Below are 21630 nucleotides of genomic sequence, written 5' to 3' on the forward strand. Positions count from 1 at the left end.
ACCGCCGCTCCCGGATCCGGTGCCCCCCACCCCCCTCCTGTCCTTCCCCCTGAAGGGGAAGGGACCTGCTGCTGCGAATCTCATGCAGGCAAGCAAGGGAGGGTGGGTGATCCGAGCGGTGCGAAGCACAGTAATTTCCCCTCTCCTTCAGACCGGGGCCCCCGGAAAGTCGAAGACTTTTCGGGGTGGAGCAGAGGGGCGGGGGTGAGGGTGGGCGATCCGAACGGTGCGAAGCACACGAATCTCCCCTCGCCCTCAGACCGGGGCCCCCGGAAAGTCGAAGACTTTTCGGGGTGGAGCAGAGGGGCGGGGGTGAGGGTGGGTTCCCCGAGCGGTGCGAAGCACATGAACCTCCCCTCGCCCGCTCTGCGCCTCGGCCTGCGCATGATCAAGGGGTTGTCCCAGGCGTCGGCGGAACGCATCGTGGAAGCGCGGCGCACGCCGTTCGAATCCTTCGAGCAGCTCGCCTTGCGCGCCGGGTTGAACCGGCACGAACTGGAATGCCTGGCGCACGCCGGCGCGCTGGCGTCCGTCAGCGGTCACCGGCGCGAAGCGCTGTGGGAGATCGCCGGAATCGAAAGCCGCCCCCCCATCCTGCGCGATACCGTCATCCGCGATGCCACGCCCGAACTGCCCTGGCCTACCGAAGGCGAGGAGATCGTCGCCGATTATTCAAGCCTGGGTCTTACCCTCGGACGCCATCCGCTTGCCCTGCTCCGTGCCCATTTGAAGAAGCGGCGGATGTTCACGGCGCAGCAACTGCTGCATGCGCGGCACGGACAGCTGGTCCGCTCGGCCGGTCTGGTGACCTGCCGGCAGCGGCCCGGCACGGCCAGCGGCGTGATCTTCGTGACGCTGGAGGACGAGACCGGTTCCACCAACGTGGTGGTCTGGCACGATCTCGCCGAACGTCAGCGCCGCGCCTTGCTGGGATCGAAGCTGCTGGCCGTCCACGGTACGCTCGAACGCGACGGCAGCGTGGCCCATCTGATCGCCGGAAAGCTGGAGGATCTCTCCCATCTGCTGGGTCATCTGGCGACGCAATCGCGCGACTTCCACTGATGACACGACTCCGTCCCGGCGAACGCTCCACCGGCGTGCGCGGAACACATTCCCGTCGTCGTCCGGCGGACCCGACCCTCACCCGTCCCCGTAAGACGGCCCGCGTCCACAACGCGAACACGACCCGCGATGCCTCCACCCGCTGCCGGCGCTCACCCGGTTCCGCAGACGGGCTATCCTCCCGCCTACGCTACCCGTCCCGCCCGTGTCTTCCCCGCTTCACGACATCCTCGCCGACGTGCCTGCCTTCCCTGCCGAAGGCAAGGATCCGCGTTCGCGCCTGCGCCTTCGTTTTCGCGATCCCGTCTGCTGGCTCGTGGCCCGCGAACCCGCCGACGTCGCACCCGTCATCGACAGCGCTCATCGCGAGGCCCTGGCCGGCCGCTGGTGTGTCGGCTGGATGACCTACGAAGCGGCCGCCGGTCTGAACCCGGTGTTTCGCGTGGGGGAACATCTGCATCCGCCGGTACCCGGCAGCCCGCTCGCCGCCTTCGCGGTCTTCGACCGGGCGCACGAATGGCTCGACGACGGCACGCAGGCGGCGGCAGCCCCCTGGAAGACCTCGGAATGGACCGACTCCCTGTCCCTCGAGGCGGCCGCCGAAGGCGGCATGGGCACACCGTTCGCGGCATCCGTCCAGGAGATCCGCGCCCGCATTCGCGATGGCGACGTCTATCAAGTCAACTTGACGACGCCGCTCGCGAGCCGTCTCGAAAACGACGCGGACGCCTACTTCCATGCACTGCGGTCAAGCCAGCCGGACGGGTACGTGTTCCACATCCCCCACCGTCTGGGACTGGTACCGCAGCGGATCCTGAGCGTGTCCCCGGAACTCTTCTTCCACTGGCACGACGGCATCGTGACCGCCCGGCCGATGAAGGGAACGGCGCCCAGGGGGGCCACAGCCCCGCGGGACGCACAGGCCGCGCAGTCGTTGCGCGCGGACGAGAAGGAACGCGCGGAGAACCTGATGATCGTGGATCTCACCCGCAACGACCTGTCGCGGATCGCGGTCCTGGGCAGCGTGCGCGTGCCCACCCTGTTCGAGGTGCAGGCGCTGCCGACGGTATGGCAGATGACCTCGACGGTCACCGCGCAAACGGTGCCCGGGCTCGCATTGTCGGCGCTGTTCGCCGCACTCTTTCCCTGCGGCTCGGTGACCGGTGCGCCGAAGCGAAGCGCCATGGGAATCATCCACCGGCTCGAACCGCAGCCCCGCGGCGTCTACTGCGGGGCCATCGGTCTCCTCCGTCCGGGTGGATCGGCAGTGTTCAACGTCCCGATCCGGACCGTGGTCCTCGACGAAGCGGATGACACCCCCGCATCCGCGCGGCCGTCCTGGCGGGCGGTCTGCGGCGTGGGCAGCGGCATCACGCACGACTCCACTGCGCCGGCGGAAGCCCGCGAATGGCTGCACAAGAAGGCATTCCTCGTTCGGGCCGCGTCTGCCTTCGACCTGCTGGAAACGCTGCGTCTCGAGGAGGGCGTCTACTGGCTGCTCGACGGGCACCTCCGGCGTCTTGCAGACTCGGCCCGCCACTTCGGCCGGCCCTGCGAGATGAGCGCCGTCACGCGCTGCATCGAGGAGGTCGCGACAACACATCCGACGGGCCTCTATCGCGTCCGGCTTCGCGTCGATGCCTCGGGCCGCCCGGCCGCGCAAGCCACACCGCTGCCCGCCACGGCCGGCCCGGTCCGCCTCGCCTGGGCGCGGGAGCCCATGCCGCGGGCCGACGAATTCATCCGGCACAAGACCACCCGGCGCGACGCCTATGCCCCTCACGCACCTCAGGCGGGCGGGGACTGGTTCGACACGGTCCTGAGGAACCGCGATGGAGCGCTCACCGAGACGACGTTCGGCAATGTCGCGCTGCGGATCGAAGGCCGGTGGCTGACGCCATCGGCCGATGCTGGTCTGCTGCCGGGCGTGTACCGCGCGCATCTTCTGGCGGAGGGACGGATCGAGGAGGCCCGGCTCACGGTCGAGGATCCGCGGCGAGCCGATGCGCTGGCGTTCCTCAACAGCGTGCGCGGCTGGCTGGAGGCCGACTGGCCGGACTTCCTGTCCCGATGGACGCGGTGGCGCTCCGACACCGGTGCCGGCTAGTCCGGGTGCCGAGACATGAGCGGCAACGGGCCGGCTGAACGTGTGGTGCCCGGGCCGCCCGGTGCGTGGGCCGTTCGATCGAGCCGGCTGCAGACCCGACGCAGACTCCCCTTCCCCACCTTGAACCGGAGCGCCAGCGGGCGCCCCGGACCCGCCGGGCAATCGACGCGGCGGAAGGGATGCCGTACCATCGGCTGACGAACAACAAGCACTGTTTTCCATCGGGATGCGGTGCGTATTTCTCGCCACGGCAGACAACGTATTCACGGTTTCGCATGATTCTCATCAAGCATCGCCTGCTATTCGCCACGCTCGCCCTTCTGTCGCTGTCCTTTCCCGCCACCGCCGACGATTCCTCCTCCGCGTCACCTTCCGCCCCTCCCCACTGGCGTGCCGACCTGGACCCGCTGCCCGGCGACGCTTCCGTGGGAGCCGCGGCGCAATGCGAAGGGCCATCGGAGCACTGGACATCGCAGTACGGCGCACTGCTCGCCGAGCGCGACAAGCTCGACGCCACGTATGGCGCGATCCGGACAGACCGGAAAGTCCTCGACGAGAAGCGGCGCGAACTGGACGGCGAGAAGCGCGCGTTCGCCGCAGAAAAGTCCCGCCTTGCCGAGGGCGAAGCGGCCCTGATGCGCATGAAATCCGATATCGAGAAACTGCAGATCGAGCGGCGGAAGAATCCGGATGCCGCTCAGCGCCTCGGCTACGCGGCAGAGAATTTCAACCGGAAGGTCACGGAACACAACGAAGCCCTGCACGATCACGCAACCCGTCAGGGACAACTGCGCGAACGGCTCGCCCGGTTCAATGCTTCTGCCGAGGCGCTCAACGAATCGGGCGCCCGGTTCGGCAAGGATGCCTCGGCATTCGCCGCCGAATGGCAGGCCTATTCAAGCGCGCTCTACGCCACGCTCGAACGCTGCGCGAAGCCGGAACGGCACTGAGTTCGAAAGAACGGCAAAGGCGGCGATGCGCCTCGCGCCGCCCCCACAGCGGCGGACCCGGTGCGCGGCGTCAGGTGAAGATCAGAGCAGTTCGAACAACGACAGCTGCTGCACCTGCATGAACGACTTCTGGGCCGCGTCGAGCGAGATCTGCTGATAGGTCAGCTGGGTGATGGCAGAGGCGTAGTCCAGGTCCTGCAGGCTCGACAGCATCTTGTCGAACTGCAGATTGAGGTCTTCGCCCACTTCGCGATTGACGTCAAGTTCCTTGGAGTACGAGCCCACGGCCGCCAGCACACGGAGATTGACGTCCAGCGCATTGTCGATCTCGGTCAGCGCCGTGTTGAGCGAGTTCGTGAGGCGCGTGTTTTCCGTCGCTCCCGCACCCGTGTTCTCCATGGCGGTGATCAGGTTGTACATCGTCGTGAAGACGTCCTGCGTCGCACTCGGCTCGACGGTAAAGGCGTCTCCATCGGCCGGCGTGCCCGTCACGGAGAGTTCGATGCCGTAGTCGAATGCCGTGGGGTTGGTGTCGGGCGGTGTCTGGGTCGAGAGCGAGATGGCCGCACCGGTCTGATAGGTCCGGGTGTGCGGGCCTGCCGCGGGTGCGCCGCCCGTCAGCAACGACACGCCGTTCACCGTGTCCACGATGTCGTAGGTCGTCCGGGGTGGAATGACGGTGCTGTCCACGTGGAAGCGGACCTCGAAGTTCTTCGGATTTCCCGCCGTGTTCCACGCCGCCTCGTTGCGCACGACGCCCTGAGTGACGACGCCTGTACCGGTATTCGTGCCGGCCGCAGCCGTGACGAACGTGCCGTTGCCGTTGCGGATCTTCTGGAATACCTCCGCGCCGGAGTTGCTCACGGGAATGTCGCGCGCTGGCCCCACCTGGACGAGCCGCGTACCCTCGTCGCCGTTGTAGGCCACGACACCGGGGGAATTCTCCGTGAAGGGAAGCGTATTGCCCTGGAACCCGGAGAACAGATACAGGCCGTTGGAATCCGTCGTGTTGGCGATGCCCAGCAGTTCCTCGTAGCGGCCGCGCAATTCGGCGGCCAGGCTCTTCAGTTCGCGTTGCGTCAGCGCGCCGTTGCCCGCATTCACGGCCAGCGTCTTCACGTCCTGCAGCAGCGAGGTGTAGCGGTTGAGCGACTCTTCCTGCAGCGAGATGGCGGCCTGCGCCGACTCGCTGTTGCGGTTGAACTGCGCGTTCACCGACTTGGATTGCGAGACTTCCAGCGCGCGGGACGAAGCGACCGGATCGTCCGACGGCGAAAGCACGCGCCGCCCGGTGGAGATCTGGTCCTGCGTCTTGATGAGCTGCGCCTGACCCCGCAGGATGTTGTAGACGCCCTGCTCGAAAACCGTGTTGGTGCTGACTCTCATGCGCCGCCCGCTAGTTGAGTTCCAGTATCACGTCGAAGAGCTGCGATGCGATCTGCAGCACCTTGCCCGACGCCTGATAGGCCTGCTGGTACCGCACCAGGTTGGCGGCCTCCTCGTCGAGGTTGACCCCCGAGAATGCCTGCTGCGCGTCGGTCGCCTGCTTGACGAGCGCGTCCTGCGCCTTGAGCTGCACCTCGATCTCGCGCGTCCGGTTGCCGACGTCGCTCACCATCTGGCTGTAGCCGCCTTGGTAGCTCGCCGTGCCGCCGGCCATGGTGTTGGCCGTCTGCAGCTTGGCCAGCAACAGCACGTTGCGGTTGTCCGAAACCCCTGCCGTGTTGTTGGTCAGCGTGAAGACGTCCCCATCCGACGGATTTCCCGTGATGGTGAACGTCATGCCGTTGAAGCTGATGTCCGATCCGGGCGAATGGGCGAACGGCCCGGCCGAGGGCGATGCTCCCGCGACGACCCATTCGTTCGCGGCCTGGTCGTAGGTGAACGTCACGTCATTGGGCAGCGGCAGGTCCGTCGTGTCGGTGACGATTCCGGCGGAGATCTTGGCGTTGCCGTTGTTGTCGATGTCGGCGCTGGTGCGAATCGGCGCGGCCGCAGCGATCATCGCCGTGTCGCTGATGCGGACGTCGATGTTCCGGGCAGCGAAGCGCGTAGGCTGGATCATGAACGTATCGCCGTCGGCCGGCGTCCCGCTCGTGAGATCCAGCGTGATGCCGTCGAACGTCTGCGGCATGGAGGCGTAGGTCGTCTCGGTGCCTTCCGGCACGCGGCGGACGGTGTAGTTGCCGCCCATATAGAGCACGCGGTAATCCGACAGTGTCACAGCGCCGACATCCGAGACCGTCGCACCGAGGACGCCGTCGCCCGCATTCGTCGCTCGTGCCTGCACGAAGGGATCGGGCGCGCTGAAATAATCCTCGCCCAGCGCGCCGTGGAGATCCTGCCCCAGGCGGTGCTGCTCGTTGAAGGTGTGCGCGAGCGTGAGCGCCACGCGCCCGAACGTGTTCTGCGCCTTGTCCAGCATCTCGTCGCGGAAGGACAGCAGACCGCCCAGCTTGCCTCCCTGGAAGATGGACGTCGGCATGTTGACCGTGGCCGATCCGATGGAAAGCGCGATCTGGTAGTTGCGGGGATCCTCCGCCGAAGGAGACGCCGCAAGCGTCATGGTCTTGGATCCGACCACCAGCATCTGTCCGGTGCCGATGAAGACGCTCAGTGAACCGTCGACCTCCGTGGTGGTGGACACCTTCACCAGGGAATTGAGTTCGGCGACCAGCGCATCCCGCTGATCCAGCAGATCGTTCGGCGGCATCTCCGCCGGCCCCGACGAGGCGGCGATCTGCTGATTGAGCGCGGCGATCTGCGAACCCATGCTGTTGATGCGGTCGACCGAGGCGATGATTTCCGTGTTGACGCCGGAGCGCAGATCGCCGAATCGGGCATCCAGCGCGTTGAAACGGGCCACGAGCGATTCCGACAGGCTCAGCATCGATTGCCGGGAAGCCACGGAGGACGGGTTCGATGCAACGTCCTGCACGCCCGAGAAGAAGTCCTGCAGGGCGGGCGACAGGCCGCTCGTCGGATCCGCCAGGACGTCGTCGATCTGCTGGGCCTGGACCAGGAAGGCGTCCAGGAAGCCTTGCCGGGTTTCCACCGCCAGACGCTGGGTTTCCAGGAAGGTGCTGTACTGCCGCTGGACCGTGGACACGTTCACGCCCGAGCCCATGTAGCCCGAGCCGGTGAACTGGGGCATGGCCGATGTGTACACGACCGCCTGCCGGGTGAAACCCTGCGTCGAGACGTTGGCGATGTTGTGGCCCGTGGTCGTGAGACCCGCGCGGGCCGCATTGAGACCGCTGATGCCGATGGAAAGAACGTTTGCCATGACTTGCCGTTCCTCGTGTCCCTTTCGTTCCGGGACCGCTACGTTGAAGACTTATCGGCAGTAGGGTCGGAATTCTTGACCCCCGTGCCCTGGGCGAGCTGGACCTGCCGGACGATCATGTCCGCCAGGCCGAGCCCGGAACCCCGCGTGATGTCCTGCACGTACTGCTGATCCAGCATGCCGGTGAAGGTGCGGGTGGTGTCGCTTTCGAACATGTCGTCGCCGAAACTCGCGTTGCGCATGGACTTCATGACCTGGTTCAGGAGCAGCCCCTCGAACTCCTGCGCGACCTTGCGCAGTGCCTTCTCGTCGTCCTTCTTGGCGATGCCCTTGAGGCTGCCAAGGGCCTGCGGATCGATGGCGAGCTGCGCGGCGTCGGTCACGTTCATGGCGCGATTCCTCAGATGATCTCGAGCTGGGCCTTGAGCGCACCGGCCGCCTTCATCGCCTGGAGAATGGCAAGAAGGTCGGTGGGCGTCGCGCCGACGGCGTTCAGCGCCCGCACCACGTCGGCGAGCGAGCTGGTGTTGGGCAGGACGATGAGCCCCGTCTTGTCCTCCTTGATCTCGACCTGAGGCCGGTCGGTCACGACGGTCTGTCCGCCGGACAGCGCGTTGGGCTGGCTCACCATGGGATCGCTCTGGATGGTCACCTGCAGATTGCCGTGTGCCACGGCGCAGTTCGCGACGTTGACGCGGGTGTTCATCACGACCGAGCCGGTGCGGCTGTTGACGATCACGCGAGGGGCGGCCTCGCCCGCATTGACCAGCAGGTTCTCCACTCTCGATATGAAGGCGACGCGCTGAGTGCTGTCGAGCGGAGCGCGGACGCGCACCTGCCTCGCATCGGCGGCAGTGGCGGTCCCCGGCCCCACGGCCGCATTGATCGTCTCGACGATGCGTGCCACGGTCGTGAAGTCCGTATCGATGGTGTCGTAGGTGATGAACTCTCCCTGCCCCAGCGCTGCCTGGACCGCACGTTCCACCGTGGCGCCTGCGGGAATGCGCCCGGCATTCAGGTGATTCACCGTCGTGCTCGTGCCGCCCGACTGGGCACCGGCACCGGCGACCAGGACGTTGCCCTGGGCAATGGCGTAGACCTGGCCGTCGACCCCGCGAAGCGGGGTGAGCAGCAGCGTCCCTCCGCGAAGGCTTCGCGCATTGCCAATGGAGGAGACCGTGATGTCGACGGGCTGACCCGGCCGCACGAAGGGCGGCAGCTGGGCGGTCACCATCACGGCGGCCACGTTGCGAAGCTGCAGTGCCGCGGGCGGCAAGGTGAGACCCATCTGGTTCAGCATGCTCGTGAGCGCCTGGGTCGTGAAGGGCGTCTGTGTCGTCTGGTCGCCGGTGCCGTCCAGACCGACCACGACACCGTAGCCCACGAGCTGATTCATGCGGACCCCGGACATCACGGCGAGATCCTTGATGCGCTCGGCGCCGGAGGCGGCCGGAGACACGGCCAGCGCTGCCAGGGAAACGCCGATCGATACGCAGAGGCGGAGAAGATGAGCGGGCTTCAAGTTCGTGCTCCAGGGAGATCCGAATCAGAACGGAGAGATGGAAAGGAACAGGCGCTGCAGAAAGCCCATGTTCTGTGCCTCGGTGGCGTAGCCCTTGCCCTTGTATTCCACGCGGGCATCTGCAACTCGGGTGGACGACACCGTGTTCGCGGAACTGAGATTCACCGGGTTCACGACCCCGGAGAAGCGGATGTACTCGGTACCATTGTTGAGCGTGATCTGCTTCTCACCGCTCACCAGCAGATTGCCGTTGGGATAGACCTCGATCACCGTGACCGCGACGTTGCCCGTGAACACGTTGTTCGCCGCGCTGTTGCCGCCGCCTTCGAACGTCGAGTCGGTGGTTGCGCCGACCTCCAGTCCTTCCAGGCTCGCCCCCGGCACCTTCGTGAGCGTCGGGATCGTCGCGGACACGGAACCGGAGCGGTTGGCGGCGCTGGAGGTCGTCTTCGAGGCATTGGTGCGTTCCTCGAGGATCACCATCAATGTGTCACCCAGGTAGCGGGCACGCCGGTCCTCGAACAACGCGAGCTTTGCCGTGCCCGGCTGATAGATGGATCCGTTGTCCTGCGAGGCCACGGCCGCGGGCGCAGGGCGCGCGCTCATGGGCTGGTGGACCGAGGTGCTGGGCGTAGTCATGCCGCACCCGGCAAGAACGCAGGCGCAGCCCAGCGTCAAGGAGAGTCTGTTCATGGTCGGAGCGGGCGAAGTTTCATGCGGGTCTATTCGCAGTGGTCGTGCCAGCCCGAAGACCCGAAAAATGTTATTACGGGACAGATACTTGAACGAACAAACGAGGACTGTTGCCTGGTGACCGGGCGGCATCCGCTTGCCGGCCCGGCAAGGATGTCCACGGCGGCACGAACGTGGGCAATGCGGCACGGGCGCCGTCGATGATGAATGCAGTGGTTCGCGGAGCGGCGCAGACGCCACGGGTTCGCGAGGGTCCGCGGGCGCGGGGATCTTCCGGCTTGCTGGCAGATCGATCCGTAGCCCGCGGAACCGGAAAAACGCGGAAGGTCAGAGCTGCGTGAGCTTCTGCAGCATCTGGTCGGACGACTGGATCGACCGGGAGTTGATCTCGAAGGCGCGCTGCGCCGTGATGAGGTTCACCAGTTCCTCCGTCACGCTCACGTTGGAGGTCTCGACGAATCCCTGGTTGAGCACGCCAAGTCCGTTGGTGCCGGGCTGATTGACCTGCGGCGCGCCTGACGAGGCGGTCTCCAGGAACTGGTTCTCGCCGCGCGCCTGCAGGCCGCCGGGGTTGGTGAAGTTCGCGAGCTGGATCGTGCCCACCTGGGTGGGCGTCTGGCTTCCCGCCACCACGGCCGTCACCGTGCCGTCGTTGCCGATGGTGATGCTGATCGTGTTGGGCGGGATGGTGATGCCGGGCTGTATCGGGTAGCCGCTCGATGTGACGATGTTGCCCTGGTTGTCCATCTGGAAGGAGCCGTCACGGGTGTAGGCCGTGGATCCGTCCGGCAGCAGCACCTGGAAGAACCCCTGGCCGTTGATGGCGATGTCCAGCTGGTTGCTGGTCTGCTGCAGATTGCCGGTGGTGAACACGCGGGCCGTCGCGACGGGCCGCACGCCGGTGCCCAGCTGGAGGCCGGAGGGAACCTGATTGAGCTGGGACGTCTGGGCTCCCGGTTGACGCACGACCTGATACAGCAGGTCTTCGAACACCGCACGCTGGCGCTTGAAGCCGTTGGTGCTGACGTTGGCCAGGTTGTTGGAGATGACATCGACGTTGAACTGCTGGCCTTCGAGCCCGGTCTTGGCGGTCCAGAGGGAACGGATCATGTTGGTGAGTCTCTTCTGTCGAATGGTCGGTCTGACCGGCCGTCAGGCGTTGAGGGTGAGCAGCTGCGAAAGGCCGCGCGCGTTCTGGTCGGCGCTCTGCATCAGACGCACCTGCGTGTCGTACTGGCGAGCGACGGAGATGATGCTGGTAATCGCCTCCACGGCGTTCACGTTGCTGCCTTCCAGCATGCCGCTGGTGAGCCGCACACCGGCATCGGCCGGCGCGGGCCGGCCGCTTTCCTGGCGGAACAGTCCGTCGGTGCCTCGCTGCAGGGTCTTCTCGGCAGGATTGACCAGCTTGATGCGGCCGACGATGGTCGCGGTGTTCGGAATGCCCACCATCGGAATGGCGGAGATGGTGCCGTCGCGCCCGACCGTGATGGTGTTGTCCGGCGGGATGACGATGGTGCCGCCGGCATCCGTGAGGACCTGCAGGCCGTTCTTCGTCTCCAGTACGCCGTTACGTCCGAGTTGCAGCGCACCGTCGCGGGTATAGGCCTCCTTGCCGTCGGCGCCGCGCACTGCGATGAAACCCTTGCCGTCCAGCGCTACATCGAACACGCGTCCGGTCTCGCGCATCGGGCCGATCGAGAAGTCGGTACCCGTCGTCGAATCGACCACGAACGTCCGCGTGTGGCGCCCTGGCCCTTCCACGGGCAGCGCGCGGAATGCCATGGTCTCCGCCCGATAGCCGGCGGTCGAGACGTTCGCAAGATTGTGCGCGACCTGGTTCTGCCGGTCGAACATGCTCTTGGCGCCGTTCATGGCGACGTACAGAAGGCGGTCCATGGGGGGTTTCCGAGTCTAGGGTCTAGGGTCTAGGGTCTAGGGACTAGGGAGTAGGGTCCAGGGACTGTTACCTGAGATTGACCAGCGTCTGCAGCACGGCGTCCTGCGTCTTGATGGTCTGCGCATTGGCCTGGTAGACGCGCTGCGCGACGATCATCGCGACCAGTTCGGACGTGAGTTCCACGTTGGAATCTTCCACGGCACCCGACTGCAGGCTGCCGAGCGTCCCGCTGGACGGCACGCCCACCAGAGGCAGTCCGGAGGCGACCGTTTCCTGCCACAGGTTGTTGCCGAGAGGTCCGAGGCCCTGCGTATTCACGAAGTCGGCCAGCACGACCTGGCCGAGATTGCGCGACTGTCCGTTGTTGTAGCGCCCCTTGATCGTACCGTCACCCGTGACATTGAAACCGGTGAGACGTCCGGAGGTGTATCCGTCCTGGAAGAGCGAATTGATGCCGGAGGCGGACTCGAACTGGGTGCTTCCGGTCAGATCGAAAGGGAATACCAGCGGGTCGGTCGCGCCGGTGGACACCGTCACGGTGGCCGTCAGCGGCATGGTGGTCGTGAGTTGTCCGTTGCTGTCGAAGGCGAGCGGCACGGCCGCGCCCGCGCCGTTGCCCAGGTCGACGGTCGTGGTCGTTCCGGCCGCCGTGGCATTGGCGTACATGTCCCACGCGTTGGCCGCCGTCTTGACGAAGTACATCGTGATGACCTGCGAGCTGCCGAGCGAGTCGAACACGGTTGCCGAGGTCGAATAGTGGTAGGTCGAGACATTGGTCGGGTCGAAGGTCACCCCTCCCCCGATGGCAGTCTCTTCCGAGTTCAGGTTCACCCGGGCATCCAGACGGCTGGTTTCCTGCGGAGGAAGATCCGCCGTGTCGAACTGCAGCGGCTCCGGCGACGAATTGACGATGTTCCCGTTGGCGTCGATGCCGTAGCCCGTCAGATTCAGGCCCTCGGCATTCACGATGTAACCCTCGTTGTCGAGCCGGAACTGGCCATTGCGGGAGTATGCGATCTCGCCGTTGTCGGAGAGCCGGAAGAAGCCTCTGCCGGCGATGGCAAAATCGAGCGGGTTGGACGTCGGCGTGATGTTGCCCTGATTGAACTGCTGGGCGATCGACTGCACTTTCGCACCGATGCCGACCTGATTGTTCGACGAACTCGCGGCGAAGACGTCCGCGAACTGGGCGGAGGACTGCTTGAAGCCCACGACCGACGCATTGGCGACGTTGTTGCCGATCACATCCAGGTTGCGCGACGCGGTGCTGAGACCGCTCAAACCGGTTTGAAAACCCATCGTCAGACTCCCTTGACTTGAATCACTGTCTGGTTCCCTGCGGCACTCGCGCCGTTCAGAGGACGCTCTCGATGCTGCTGAAAGGAACGGCACCCATGCCCACGGTATTGACCGTGAGCCCGTTGGCGAGCGACACGCTGTCCACCGGCGAGAAGCCGTAGGTCTTCTCGACCTTGTGCTTCTTGCCATCCTCTCCGAGCGTGCTCACTTCGAACCTGTAGATACCGCCCGTGGCCTTGTTGATGTCCCCCTGCCAGGCATAGGTGGAGGCATTCGCACTACTCGCGCCCAGATCCTTCTGCAGGATGGTCTCGCCGTTGGAATTCTTGATGGTCAGCTTGAGCGTCCCCGACGCGCTGGTGGCGTCGATGGGAAGCTGGATGGACGAGCCGTCGTACGTGAACGCGACGTCCTTGGCGACGGATGTGGCCTTGCCCGTCGCATCGACGGAAGACACGTCGTAGGTGTATCGGCCGGACGCGGCTGCCTTGGACAGCGACACATCGCCGTTCCACCAGAGGTCGTGACGGCCGGACGTCATTTCCTTGAAGTCCTCGGTATGGACCACCTTGCCCTTGTCGTTCTTGACCACGAGGGTGCCGCTCGCGGTGGTCGCGTCCAGTGCGAAGCCCAGCGGTATCGGCTGGCCCTGATACACCACGCTGTCGGACTGCGAGGTGACATAGCGCCCGATGAGATTGCCGGCCTGCATCGATTGGGCGCTCGAGAACGCGCCGCTCATGCTTTCCAGCGTCTTGTTCAGCTTGTCGATTCCCGACACCGTGCTGATCTGGGCGAGCTGGCTCGTGACTTCCGCGTTCTCCATGGGATTCAGCGGATCCTGATTCTTCATCTGATTCACGAGCAGCGTGAGAAACCGGTTCTCCGGATCCTCGGCCGACTTGTTCGCCTTGGTGCCGGTGAGGCTGTTGAGATAACTGTTGCCGGTCACACCGGTGGTGGAAGCAGTGGCCATGGTTATTGTCCGAGACTCAGGGTTCGCAACATGAGGGTCTTGGCCGTGTTCATCACGTCCGTGTTGATCTGGTACGAGCGTGAGGCGGAGATCATGTTGGTCATCTCCTCCACCACGCTGACGTTCGGAAAGGTGACGTAGCCTTGCGCGTTCGCGAGCGGATGCTTCGGGTCGTAGACGAGGCGCGGCGGCGAAGGGTCGTCGATCACCTGCTTCACCGCGACTGCGGGGGCCAGGCTCCCGGGCCGCAGCATCTGCGCCTGGAAGACGACCTGCTTGCCGCGGTAGGGCGTGCCGTCGGCGCTGACCGCGCTGTCGGCGTTCGCCATGTTCGAGGCCACGACGTTCAGCCGCTGCGACTGAGCGGAAAGTGCCGAGGCGGCGATGTCGAATACGTTCGTGAGGCTCATCACTGACCCTGTATCGCAGCCACGAGAGTGCGGATGCTGTTGCTGGTGAAGGTGAGTGCCGCCTGGTAGCGCAGGGCGTTCTCGGAAAACCGGCCGACCTCGGCGTCGAGTTCCACGGTGTTGCCGTCGATGGAAGGCTGGACCGGATTGCGGTACGCGAGCCACGACGGTCCGGCGTTCGAGGCGGACGCACCCATGTGCTTGGGATCGGTGCGCGTCAGGGCCAGATCGCCCTTCGCGACCGCACCCCGGTAGGCGGCCTGGAAGTCGAAATCCCGCGCTTGATAGTTGGGCGTATCGGCATTGGCGATGTTGGCCGACAGAATCTCGCTGCGGTACCCGCGCAGGCGCAACGCCCTTTCGTGGGGTTCGAAGACTCGGTTCAAGCGGTCCAGCATGATCGGTTCACCGGTGGGTGGAGGTTTACGGCCATGCCTGGTGCGAAGGCCGTGCCACCTGCACAGACATCGCGGCCGCTCCACAGAACCTCTTGTATTTCATTGACTTGGATCGACGGCGACCATGGCCGGCTGGAATCTCCCGGCAAGGACGCGGCATGGCGGACTCAATCAAACTTGCCGCCTCGGCAAGCGCTTGCCGCCGGGCCATGCCAGTCGACGGCTTGATCGGCCGACCGCGGAATGTGTCAATATCCCTCCGTCGTGACGATGCCCCGGGCATCGCCCGCCCCCTCTCGGCTCGGACAGGTCTCCATGAAAGCTCGCAGATCTGCAGGCGTCGTGGTCGTTCGAAGAAATCGGGACGCCTGGAACGTCCTCCTTCTGCGCGCATTCGCGTACTGGGATTTTCCCAAGGGCCGGATCGAACAGGGAGAAAGCCCGCTGGAGGCCGCCAGGCGCGAGACCCGCGAAGAAACCACCCTGACCGATCTGGATTTCCGCTGGGGGGATCTGTGGATCGAGACGGAGCCCTATGCCGGCGGCAAGATCGCCCGTTACTACCTGGCGGAGTGCCCCCGAGGCGATGTGCGGCTCGAGCCTTCACCGGTTTCCGGGCGACCGGAGCATCACGAGTTCCGCTGGCTGGTCTTCGACGATGCCGCGACGCGGCTCGTGCCCCGCACAAGGAGAGTGCTCGACTGGGCGGAGTCGCTCGTCGATGGAACGCACTGAGAATCCTTCCATTCCCCGGGGTTGTCACCGGGCGAAGGCATCGCTCATACTCCGGGGGCCGGAATAATTTGCCGGCGGATGGAACTTCGCGGGACTCGTACCGACCAAGCCGTGTCGTGTCCGCGATGCAAACCGGCAATCGCGGTACGAACAGAACAAATTCCAGGGAAATAGAAATAGACATCGGCAGCTCATTGCGGGCAGCGCTTGCCATCCTCCTGATCGCGTTCGCCTCGTTCGCGGCGGATGGGGTTCTGGCAGATGCGGGTTTCGAGGACGACAGCGTGTCGCTGACCGCCCCTCAGGAGCCGCATTCGGCTGCATTCTGCGTCGACGACATGGAGGACTCCGATCCCCATGCACTCCCGGTGTACCCTGATCTGCGCGTACGGCCCATGGTGGGGCGTCTCGCGCCTGCGGTCATATCCATCGAGACCCGTTCTCCTCCGAACCTGCACCGGCCTCCTCCGGTCGCATGACAGTGCGCCGGCCTCCCCGCTCCGTTGCGGGGAATCCGGTGTCAGCCTCGGATCCCGCGCAGCGTCCGGCACGGGATGATCCTTGCTAGTCGCTGGGCCCACCCGTCCGGCCATTGCTGCAACTGCCATCATGCAGGTATACCGATGAAACTACGCGCAAGCCTTCTGGCTGCCGCTCTCGTGCTGTTCTCCGGCCTTCCCGGAACCGCGCAAGCCGTCGAGGCCCTGACGCTCACCCGGGCGCTGGAACTCGCCGAGAAGAACAGCCCCCGCCTCAAGATCGCCGCGACCGAAGTGGACCGCGCGCGCAGCGGAACCACCTCCGCGAAGGCATACCCCAATCCCGAAATCGAGGCTCTGCGGGGCGGCGTCCGGGCGCGAATCCCCGGAGTCACCTCCGGACAGGGAGTGAGCGTATCCATCGGCCAGCCGATCGATCTTCCTTCGCACCGGGAACCGCGTATCCGTCAGGCGGAATCCGGACTCGAGAGCGCGCAGCTCTACGCCCAGGAGTCGCTCATCACGCTGCGGGCGGACGTGAAGCAGGCCTTCTACCAGGTGCTGCGCCGGCGGGCCGAATACGAGCTCTCCCTCGACAACCAGAAACTGCTGGAACAGACGCGCCATCGCATCGAGGTGAGCGTCAACGTAGGCGAGCGGGCACGCTTCGAACTGGTCCGCGTGGAAGCCGAACTCGCCAATGCCACGAACCAGGCGCAGAGCGCCAGGCTCCGTGTTGCGCAGGCACTCGCACAGCTCAAGCTGCTTCTGGGCATCGCCACCGATGCGGACGTGGACGTCGCCGGCGACTTCGTTCCCGCGACGATCGACGAGACGCTCGAGTCGCTCTACACGACCATGCAGGACCGTCACCCCGCCTTGCGGCGTGCGCGAGTGGAACTGCGCCGCGCCGAATACCGGCTCCAGGAACAGCGCGCGCTGAAGGTTCCGCGCCCCACCCTGTTCGCCGGTGTCGACCGCGATCCCGATCAGAACAGGACGCTCTTCGGAGTCTCCATTCCCATCCCCGTGTGGGACCAGCGCCAGGGACCGGTCGGCGAAGCGGTGGCCGGACTGCAGCAGGCCGCCGTGCTGGGAGAGCAGCAGCGGATGCTGCTGCGCGGAGAACTGGAGATCAACTACAACCGCTTGCTGGTCGCACGGCAGCAGATCGCCGCCTATGAAGGCGGCCTCATCCGCCAGGCGGAAAACGCCTTGCGCGTGGCCGAATCCGCATTCCGCTTCGGTGAACGGGGTTTTCTGGAGGTGCTCGATGCGCAACGTGTCCTTCGCACCGTGCGCGCGGATTTCCTTGCCGCCCGTTTCGACAAGCAATCCGCCATCGTGGAAATCGAACGCCTCATCGCCAAAGACCTGATCGGAGACTCGAAATGAGCCGCCTCAACGCCGCCCTCGCGTGCACCCTCGCCTCCACCCTGATGATCGCGGCGTGTGGATCCAAGGATCAACCCGCCAGCAAGGAGACGCCCAAGGCCGCAGCCGCAACCGCAGCCGGAAACGCTGCCACTGCGAGCGCATCGTCGGATCCGCTGACCGTCTCGGCCGACGCGGAGACGCAGAAGTGGGTGAAGGCCTTGCCGGTTCAGTCGGTGGAGTTCCGCGAGACGCTGCGCGTCCCCGCATCCGCCAGCGTGGACGAGACGCGCGTGGCTCGCATTGGATCGTCTGTCACCGGACGGGTCACCGAATTGCGAGCCATCCTGGGTCAGGACGTGCAGAAGGGACAGATCCTCGCCAGCTTGAACAGCACGGAGCTTTCCAGCGCCCAGCTCAGTTTCCTCAAGGCGTATTCGGCCAAGATTCTCGCGGAACGTGCGGCGGAACGTGCCAAGCAGCTCTTCGAGGCAGACGTCATCGGCGCCGCCGAACTCCAGCGACGCGAGACGGAGCAGTCCCAAGCCGCAGCGGAACTGAGCGCCGCGCACGACCAGCTCGAGGTGTTGGGCATGTCGGAGAAGAGCATCGAGAAGCTCGAACGTTCGCGCACGGTGGACTCGCAATCCTTTCTGGTCGCATCCATCAGCGGAACGATCATCGAACGCAGGGTCGCCCAGGGCCAGGTGGTGCAACCCGCGGACGCGGTGTTCACCGTGGCCGACCTGTCCCGGCTGTGGGTCCAGGCGGAGATACCCGAGAAACAGTCGGATCTGGTGAAGAAAGGCGACGTGGTGCAGGTGCAGATACCCGCGCTGGGCAATCGCGCGATCGAAGGCCGCATCGTATTCGTGAGTTCCATCGTGAACCCGGAAACGCGCACCGTCACGGCCCGCACGGAAGTGGACAACGCCGACCGGACGATCCGGCCGGCGATGCTGGCCACCATGCTGATCCAGGATCACCCGCAGAAAAGGGCCGTCGTCCCCGTGGATGGCGTGGTCCGCGAGAACAACCGGGACTACGTGTTCGTCCGCAAGGGACAGAACAGCTACCGGCTCATCCAGGTGAACCTCGGCAACGAATCCGACGGCGTGCGACCCGTCCTCGACGGGCTGACGGCAGAGGACGTCATCGTCACGGAAGGTGCGTTCCACCTCAACAACGAACGCAAGCAGAACCTGCAGTAACAGGAAGCTGACGCAATCGCCCGGACCGCCACCGCGCGGCCGGGCATTCCCTGAACACGAACGATTGCCGCAGGAGTACCACGCGTGCTGAACGCCCTCGTCCGTTTTTCGCTGCAGCAGCGAATCATTCTCGTCGTCCTGGCCGTCGCTCTCGCCGCCTTCGGCGTGCGCGCCATGCAGAATCTCTCGGTCGATGCCTTTCCCGATGTCACCAACGTCCAGGTCCAGATCGCCACCGAGGCGCCGGGGCGCTCGCCGGAGGAAGTGGAACGCTTCATCACCGTCCCGGTCGAGATCGCCATGACAGGCCTGCCCGGTCTAGTGGAGATGCGATCGCTCAACCGCAATGCGCTGTCGCTCATCACGCTCGTCTTCCGCGATGATGTGGACGTGTACTTCGCCCGCCAGCTCGTCATGGAGAGGATCATCGAGGTGCGTTCGCGCCTGCCCGCAGACATCTCGCCCGTGCTGGGGCCGGTCAGCACCGGACTGGGCGAGGTCTACCAGTACACGCTGGAGAAGCCCGACGACAAGGGACGCAAGCTCACGGAAGACGAACTGATGGAGCGCCGCACGGCACAGGACTGGGTCGTGCGGCCCCTGCTGCGTTCGATCCAGGGCGTGGCGGAGATCAATTCGCAGGGCGGCTTCGAACGGCAGTATCAGGTGCTCGTCAATCCGGACCGGATGCGGCACTACGAGCTGTCGCTCCACGAGGTCTACGATGCGCTTACCCGCAACAACGCGAACTCGGGCGGCGGCATCCTGCCCACGGGCGACGAGCAGTACCTGGTGCGCGGCATCGGGCTCATCCGCTCCATCGACGACATCCGCAACATCGTCCTGAAGGAAGAGAACGGCACGCCGGTGTTCATCCGCGACGTCGCCGACGTGAAGATCGGCGCCGCCGTCCGCGTGGGCGCCCTGGTGAAGAACGGCGAGACCGAAGCGGTCGGCGGCATCGTGATGATGCTGCGGGGAGGAAACGCCAAGGAGGTCGTGACGCGCGTGAAGGCGCGCGTCGCGGAGATCAACGCGAAGGGCATGCTGCCGGGCGGCCTGCAGATCGTGCCCTTCTACGACCGCACGGAACTGGTCGATTCCGCCCTGTGGACCGTGGTCAAGGTGCTGCTCGAGGGCATCGCGCTGGTGATCGTGGTGCTGTTCGTGTTCCTGGGCGATCTGCGATCGAGCCTCATCGTGGTGGCGTCACTGTGCATCGCCCCGCTGATCACCTTCATGGCCATGAACCAGTTCGGCATCTCCGCCAATCTCATGTCGCTCGGCGGGCTGGCGATCGCCATCGGCCTCATCGTCGACGGCGCCGTCGTCGTGGTGGAGAACGCGTTCGCGCAGCTCTCGCACCGCAAGGGCGAAGGCAAGCTGCGCATCATCCTGGAAGCCGTGCAGCAGGTCGCGACCCCTGTCGTGTACGGCGTGGGCATCATCATCCTCGTGTTCCTGCCCCTCATGACGCTGGAGGGCATGGAAGGCAAGATGTTCGCGCCCCTGGCCTACACCATCGCCATCGCGCTGAGCGCATCCCTGCTGCTGGCCCTCACGCTGACGCCTGCGCTGTGCGCCTACTTCCTCAAGGGTGGTCACGAGGAAGACACGCGGCCCATCCGTTTCCTCAAGCGGAACTATCTGCGCCTGCTGGATGCGGCCCTGCGCAACGAGCGCAAGACCGTGATCTTCGCAGTCATCGCCCTTCTAAATTCCGTGAGCCTGTTTCCGCTGCTGGGCAAGTCGTTCATTCCGACGCTCAAGGAAAACTCCATCACGCCGGCCATCTCCCGCATGCCCAACATGTCGTTCGAGGAGGTGCTCAATCTGGAGATGGAAGCTTCGAAGCGCATTGCCTCGGTTCCCGGCGTGCGCACGGTCGTGAACAAGGTGGGGCGCGGCGAAAGCCCGGCGGATCCGCAACCTCACAGCGATTCCGATCCGGTGGTGTCGCTGGTGGCGCGCGATCAGTGGCCGGCAGGCACACGCAGCCAGGAAGACTTCGAATCCGCGATACGCGAGAAACTCAAGGACCTGCCGGGCATCAGTCTCATCATGCACCAGCCCATCGCCCAGCGGGTGGACGAGATGGTCACGGGCGTGCGCTCCCAGGTCGCCATCAAGATCTTCGGTGACGACCTGGACGAACTGAAGCGGGTGGGCGACGACATCGCGCGCGTGCTGAACCGCGTTCAGGGAACGCAGGATCTGCGCATCGAGCGACTGACGGGACAGCAGTACCTCACCGTCGACCTGCGACGCGCGACCATGGCGCGATACGGCCTCAATGCCTCCGACGTGCACGATGTGATCGAGACCGCCATCGGCGGCAAGGTGGCCACGGAGATCTACGAAGGCGAGCGGCGCTTCCCCGCGGTCGTCCGGTTTCCCGAGGAGTTCCGCAACAAGGTCGACGTGATCTCGGACATTCTGCTGAACAGCCCCAGCGGTGCCGTCGTTCCACTTCGCGCAGTGGCGGACATCAAGGTCGTGGACGGTCCGGTGCAGACGAGCCGCGAACAGGGCAAGCGCCGCATCGTGGTCGGCACCAACGTCGGCGGCCGGGACATCGGCAGCTACGTGAAGGAAGCCCAGGACCAGATTGCCGCGGAGGTGAAGCTGCCCGAGGGCTACTTCCTGGTGTGGGGCGGCCAGTTCGAGAACATGGAACGCGCGATGAGCCGGCTCAAGATCATCGTGCCGATCACCATCGCCGCCATCTTCTTCCTGCTCTTCACGCTGTTCAATTCGTTGCGCTACGCCGCACTGATCATCACGGTCCTGCCGTTCGCGTCCATCGGCGGCGTCGTGGCGCTGTTCGTCACCGGGGAGTATCTGTCCGTGCCCGCGTCGGTGGGCTTCATCGCGCTATGGGGGATCGCCGTGCTGAACGGCGTGGTGCTGGTGTCGTATATCCGGTCCCTGCGGCAGGAAGGGATGACCTGCGTCGACGCCATCGTGCAAGGCTGCACGATGCGGTTCCGCCCGGTGCTGATGACGGCCACCGTCGCGATGCTGGGCCTCATCCCCTTCCTGTTCGCCACCGGACCGGGTTCCGAGGTCCAGCGTCCGCTCGCGATCGTGGTCATCGGGGGTCTCATCACGTCCACGCTGCTGACGCTGGTGGTGGTCCCCACGCTCTACCGCTGGTTCGAGGAGAAGGAAGTCTCCACTTGAACGGCGCAACACCCGCTGCGTGACCGCGGCGGGAACCGGGTGCGC

At 65.3% G+C, this 21630-nt stretch carries 19 protein-coding genes; 8 read left to right on the top strand and 11 right to left on the bottom strand.

Annotated elements, in window-relative coordinates:
- Positions 1–345 precede the first annotated feature (345 nt).
- The 3 genes from IPK20_14420 (at position 346) to IPK20_14430 (ending at position 4119) form a co-directional block, all read left to right on the top strand.
- Entirely contained in the window at positions 346–1062 is a 717-nt protein-coding gene (locus IPK20_14420; GenBank protein ID MBK8017790.1) for a hypothetical protein, read from the top strand.
- Between the two features lie 226 nt (positions 1063–1288).
- A complete protein-coding gene (locus IPK20_14425; GenBank protein MBK8017791.1) occupies positions 1289–3169 on the top strand; it encodes a chorismate-binding protein in 1881 nt (626 codons plus the stop codon).
- 275 nt (positions 3170–3444) lie between these two features.
- Positions 3445–4119: a hypothetical protein gene (locus tag IPK20_14430; protein MBK8017792.1), complete on the top strand. Its 675-nt coding sequence runs from the start codon at positions 3445–3447 to the stop codon at positions 4117–4119.
- An 81-nt stretch (positions 4120–4200) separates the two neighbouring features.
- Here IPK20_14430 and flgL read toward each other — a convergent pair whose 3' ends face one another.
- From flgL to flgB, 11 genes are all read right to left on the bottom strand, one after another.
- Positions 4201–5505, bottom strand: coding sequence for a flagellar hook-associated protein FlgL (flgL, locus tag IPK20_14435; protein MBK8017793.1), 1305 nt, complete (start codon positions 5503–5505; stop codon positions 4201–4203).
- A gap of 10 nt (positions 5506–5515) precedes the next feature.
- Entirely contained in the window at positions 5516–7405 is a 1890-nt protein-coding gene (flgK, locus tag IPK20_14440; protein MBK8017794.1) for a flagellar hook-associated protein FlgK, read from the bottom strand.
- A gap of 38 nt (positions 7406–7443) precedes the next feature.
- Positions 7444–7794 carry a rod-binding protein gene (locus IPK20_14445; GenBank protein MBK8017795.1) on the bottom strand — a complete coding sequence of 117 codons (351 nt, stop codon included), beginning with the start codon at positions 7792–7794 and terminating at the stop codon, positions 7444–7446.
- Between the two features lie 11 nt (positions 7795–7805).
- Positions 7806–8870, bottom strand: coding sequence for a flagellar basal body P-ring protein FlgI (locus IPK20_14450; GenBank protein MBK8017796.1), 1065 nt, complete (start codon positions 8868–8870; stop codon positions 7806–7808).
- 81 nt (positions 8871–8951) lie between these two features.
- Entirely contained in the window at positions 8952–9620 is a 669-nt protein-coding gene (locus tag IPK20_14455) for a flagellar basal body L-ring protein FlgH (GenBank protein ID MBK8017797.1), read from the bottom strand.
- Positions 9621–9947: 327 nt separating this feature from the next.
- Positions 9948–10730: a flagellar basal-body rod protein FlgG gene (gene flgG / locus IPK20_14460; GenBank protein MBK8017798.1), complete on the bottom strand. Its 783-nt coding sequence runs from the start codon at positions 10728–10730 to the stop codon at positions 9948–9950.
- A 42-nt stretch (positions 10731–10772) separates the two neighbouring features.
- Positions 10773–11519 (bottom strand): flagellar basal-body rod protein FlgF, encoded by a 747-nt coding sequence (gene flgF / locus IPK20_14465; GenBank protein ID MBK8017799.1) that lies wholly within the window; start codon positions 11517–11519, stop codon positions 10773–10775.
- A 67-nt stretch (positions 11520–11586) separates the two neighbouring features.
- Positions 11587–12819, bottom strand: coding sequence for a flagellar hook protein FlgE (flgE, locus tag IPK20_14470; protein ID MBK8017800.1), 1233 nt, complete (start codon positions 12817–12819; stop codon positions 11587–11589).
- Positions 12820–12874: 55 nt separating this feature from the next.
- On the bottom strand, positions 12875–13795 hold the full coding sequence (locus IPK20_14475) for a hypothetical protein (GenBank protein MBK8017801.1): 921 nt from the start codon (positions 13793–13795) through the stop codon (positions 12875–12877).
- 2 nt (positions 13796–13797) lie between these two features.
- On the bottom strand, positions 13798–14205 hold the full coding sequence (gene flgC / locus IPK20_14480; GenBank protein MBK8017802.1) for a flagellar basal body rod protein FlgC: 408 nt from the start codon (positions 14203–14205) through the stop codon (positions 13798–13800).
- The gene (flgB, locus tag IPK20_14485) at positions 14205–14603 is read right to left on the bottom strand and encodes a flagellar basal body rod protein FlgB (GenBank protein MBK8017803.1); all 399 of its coding nucleotides are present in this window, start codon (positions 14601–14603) and stop codon (positions 14205–14207) included. Before flgB ends, flgC begins: the two co-directional genes overlap by 1 nt.
- A 315-nt stretch (positions 14604–14918) precedes the next feature.
- Here flgB and IPK20_14490 point away from each other — a divergent pair, with 315 nt between their 5' ends.
- The 5 genes from IPK20_14490 to IPK20_14510 all read left to right on the top strand — a co-directional run bounded on the left by IPK20_14490 (position 14919) and on the right by IPK20_14510 (position 21585).
- Complete coding sequence (locus tag IPK20_14490; protein ID MBK8017804.1) at positions 14919–15338, top strand: NUDIX domain-containing protein; 420 nt, start codon at positions 14919–14921, stop codon at positions 15336–15338.
- Positions 15339–15454: 116 nt separating this feature from the next.
- Positions 15455–15817 carry a hypothetical protein gene (locus IPK20_14495; protein ID MBK8017805.1) on the top strand — a complete coding sequence of 121 codons (363 nt, stop codon included), beginning with the start codon at positions 15455–15457 and terminating at the stop codon, positions 15815–15817.
- Between the two features lie 144 nt (positions 15818–15961).
- Positions 15962–17212, top strand: a complete 1251-nt coding sequence (locus IPK20_14500; GenBank protein ID MBK8017806.1) for a TolC family protein — start codon at positions 15962–15964, stop codon at positions 17210–17212.
- Positions 17209–18402 (top strand): efflux RND transporter periplasmic adaptor subunit, encoded by a 1194-nt coding sequence (locus IPK20_14505; protein MBK8017807.1) that lies wholly within the window; start codon positions 17209–17211, stop codon positions 18400–18402. The genes IPK20_14500 and IPK20_14505 overlap by 4 nt, the downstream gene beginning before the upstream one ends.
- A gap of 84 nt (positions 18403–18486) precedes the next feature.
- Positions 18487–21585: an efflux RND transporter permease subunit gene (locus tag IPK20_14510; protein MBK8017808.1), complete on the top strand. Its 3099-nt coding sequence runs from the start codon at positions 18487–18489 to the stop codon at positions 21583–21585.
- The last annotated feature ends 45 nt before the right edge of the window (positions 21586–21630 follow it).

It is taken from the genome of Betaproteobacteria bacterium, from assembly GCA_016713305.1.
GTDB lineage: Bacteria > Pseudomonadota > Gammaproteobacteria > Burkholderiales.

Coding starts and splice junctions, on each gene's coding strand:
- IPK20_14420 (MBK8017790.1), top strand. CDS start 346: ATGAACCTCCCCTCGCCCGCTCTGCGCCTCGGCCTGCGCATGATCAAG.
- IPK20_14430 (MBK8017792.1), top strand. CDS start 3,445: ATGATTCTCATCAAGCATCGCCTGCTATTCGCCACGCTCGCCCTTCTG.
- flgL (MBK8017793.1), bottom strand. CDS start 5,505: ATGAGAGTCAGCACCAACACGGTTTTCGAGCAGGGCGTCTACAACATC.
- flgK (MBK8017794.1), bottom strand. CDS start 7,405: ATGGCAAACGTTCTTTCCATCGGCATCAGCGGTCTCAATGCGGCCCGC.
- IPK20_14445 (MBK8017795.1), bottom strand. CDS start 7,794: ATGAACGTGACCGACGCCGCGCAGCTCGCCATCGATCCGCAGGCCCTT.
- IPK20_14455 (MBK8017797.1), bottom strand. CDS start 9,620: ATGAACAGACTCTCCTTGACGCTGGGCTGCGCCTGCGTTCTTGCCGGG.
- flgG (MBK8017798.1), bottom strand. CDS start 10,730: ATGATCCGTTCCCTCTGGACCGCCAAGACCGGGCTCGAAGGCCAGCAG.
- flgF (MBK8017799.1), bottom strand. CDS start 11,519: ATGGACCGCCTTCTGTACGTCGCCATGAACGGCGCCAAGAGCATGTTC.
- flgE (MBK8017800.1), bottom strand. CDS start 12,819: ATGGGTTTTCAAACCGGTTTGAGCGGTCTCAGCACCGCGTCGCGCAAC.
- IPK20_14475 (MBK8017801.1), bottom strand. CDS start 13,795: ATGGCCACTGCTTCCACCACCGGTGTGACCGGCAACAGTTATCTCAAC.
- flgC (MBK8017802.1), bottom strand. CDS start 14,205: ATGAGCCTCACGAACGTATTCGACATCGCCGCCTCGGCACTTTCCGCT.
- flgB (MBK8017803.1), bottom strand. CDS start 14,603: ATGCTGGACCGCTTGAACCGAGTCTTCGAACCCCACGAAAGGGCGTTG.
- IPK20_14490 (MBK8017804.1), top strand. CDS start 14,919: ATGAAAGCTCGCAGATCTGCAGGCGTCGTGGTCGTTCGAAGAAATCGG.
- IPK20_14500 (MBK8017806.1), top strand. CDS start 15,962: ATGAAACTACGCGCAAGCCTTCTGGCTGCCGCTCTCGTGCTGTTCTCC.
- IPK20_14505 (MBK8017807.1), top strand. CDS start 17,209: ATGAGCCGCCTCAACGCCGCCCTCGCGTGCACCCTCGCCTCCACCCTG.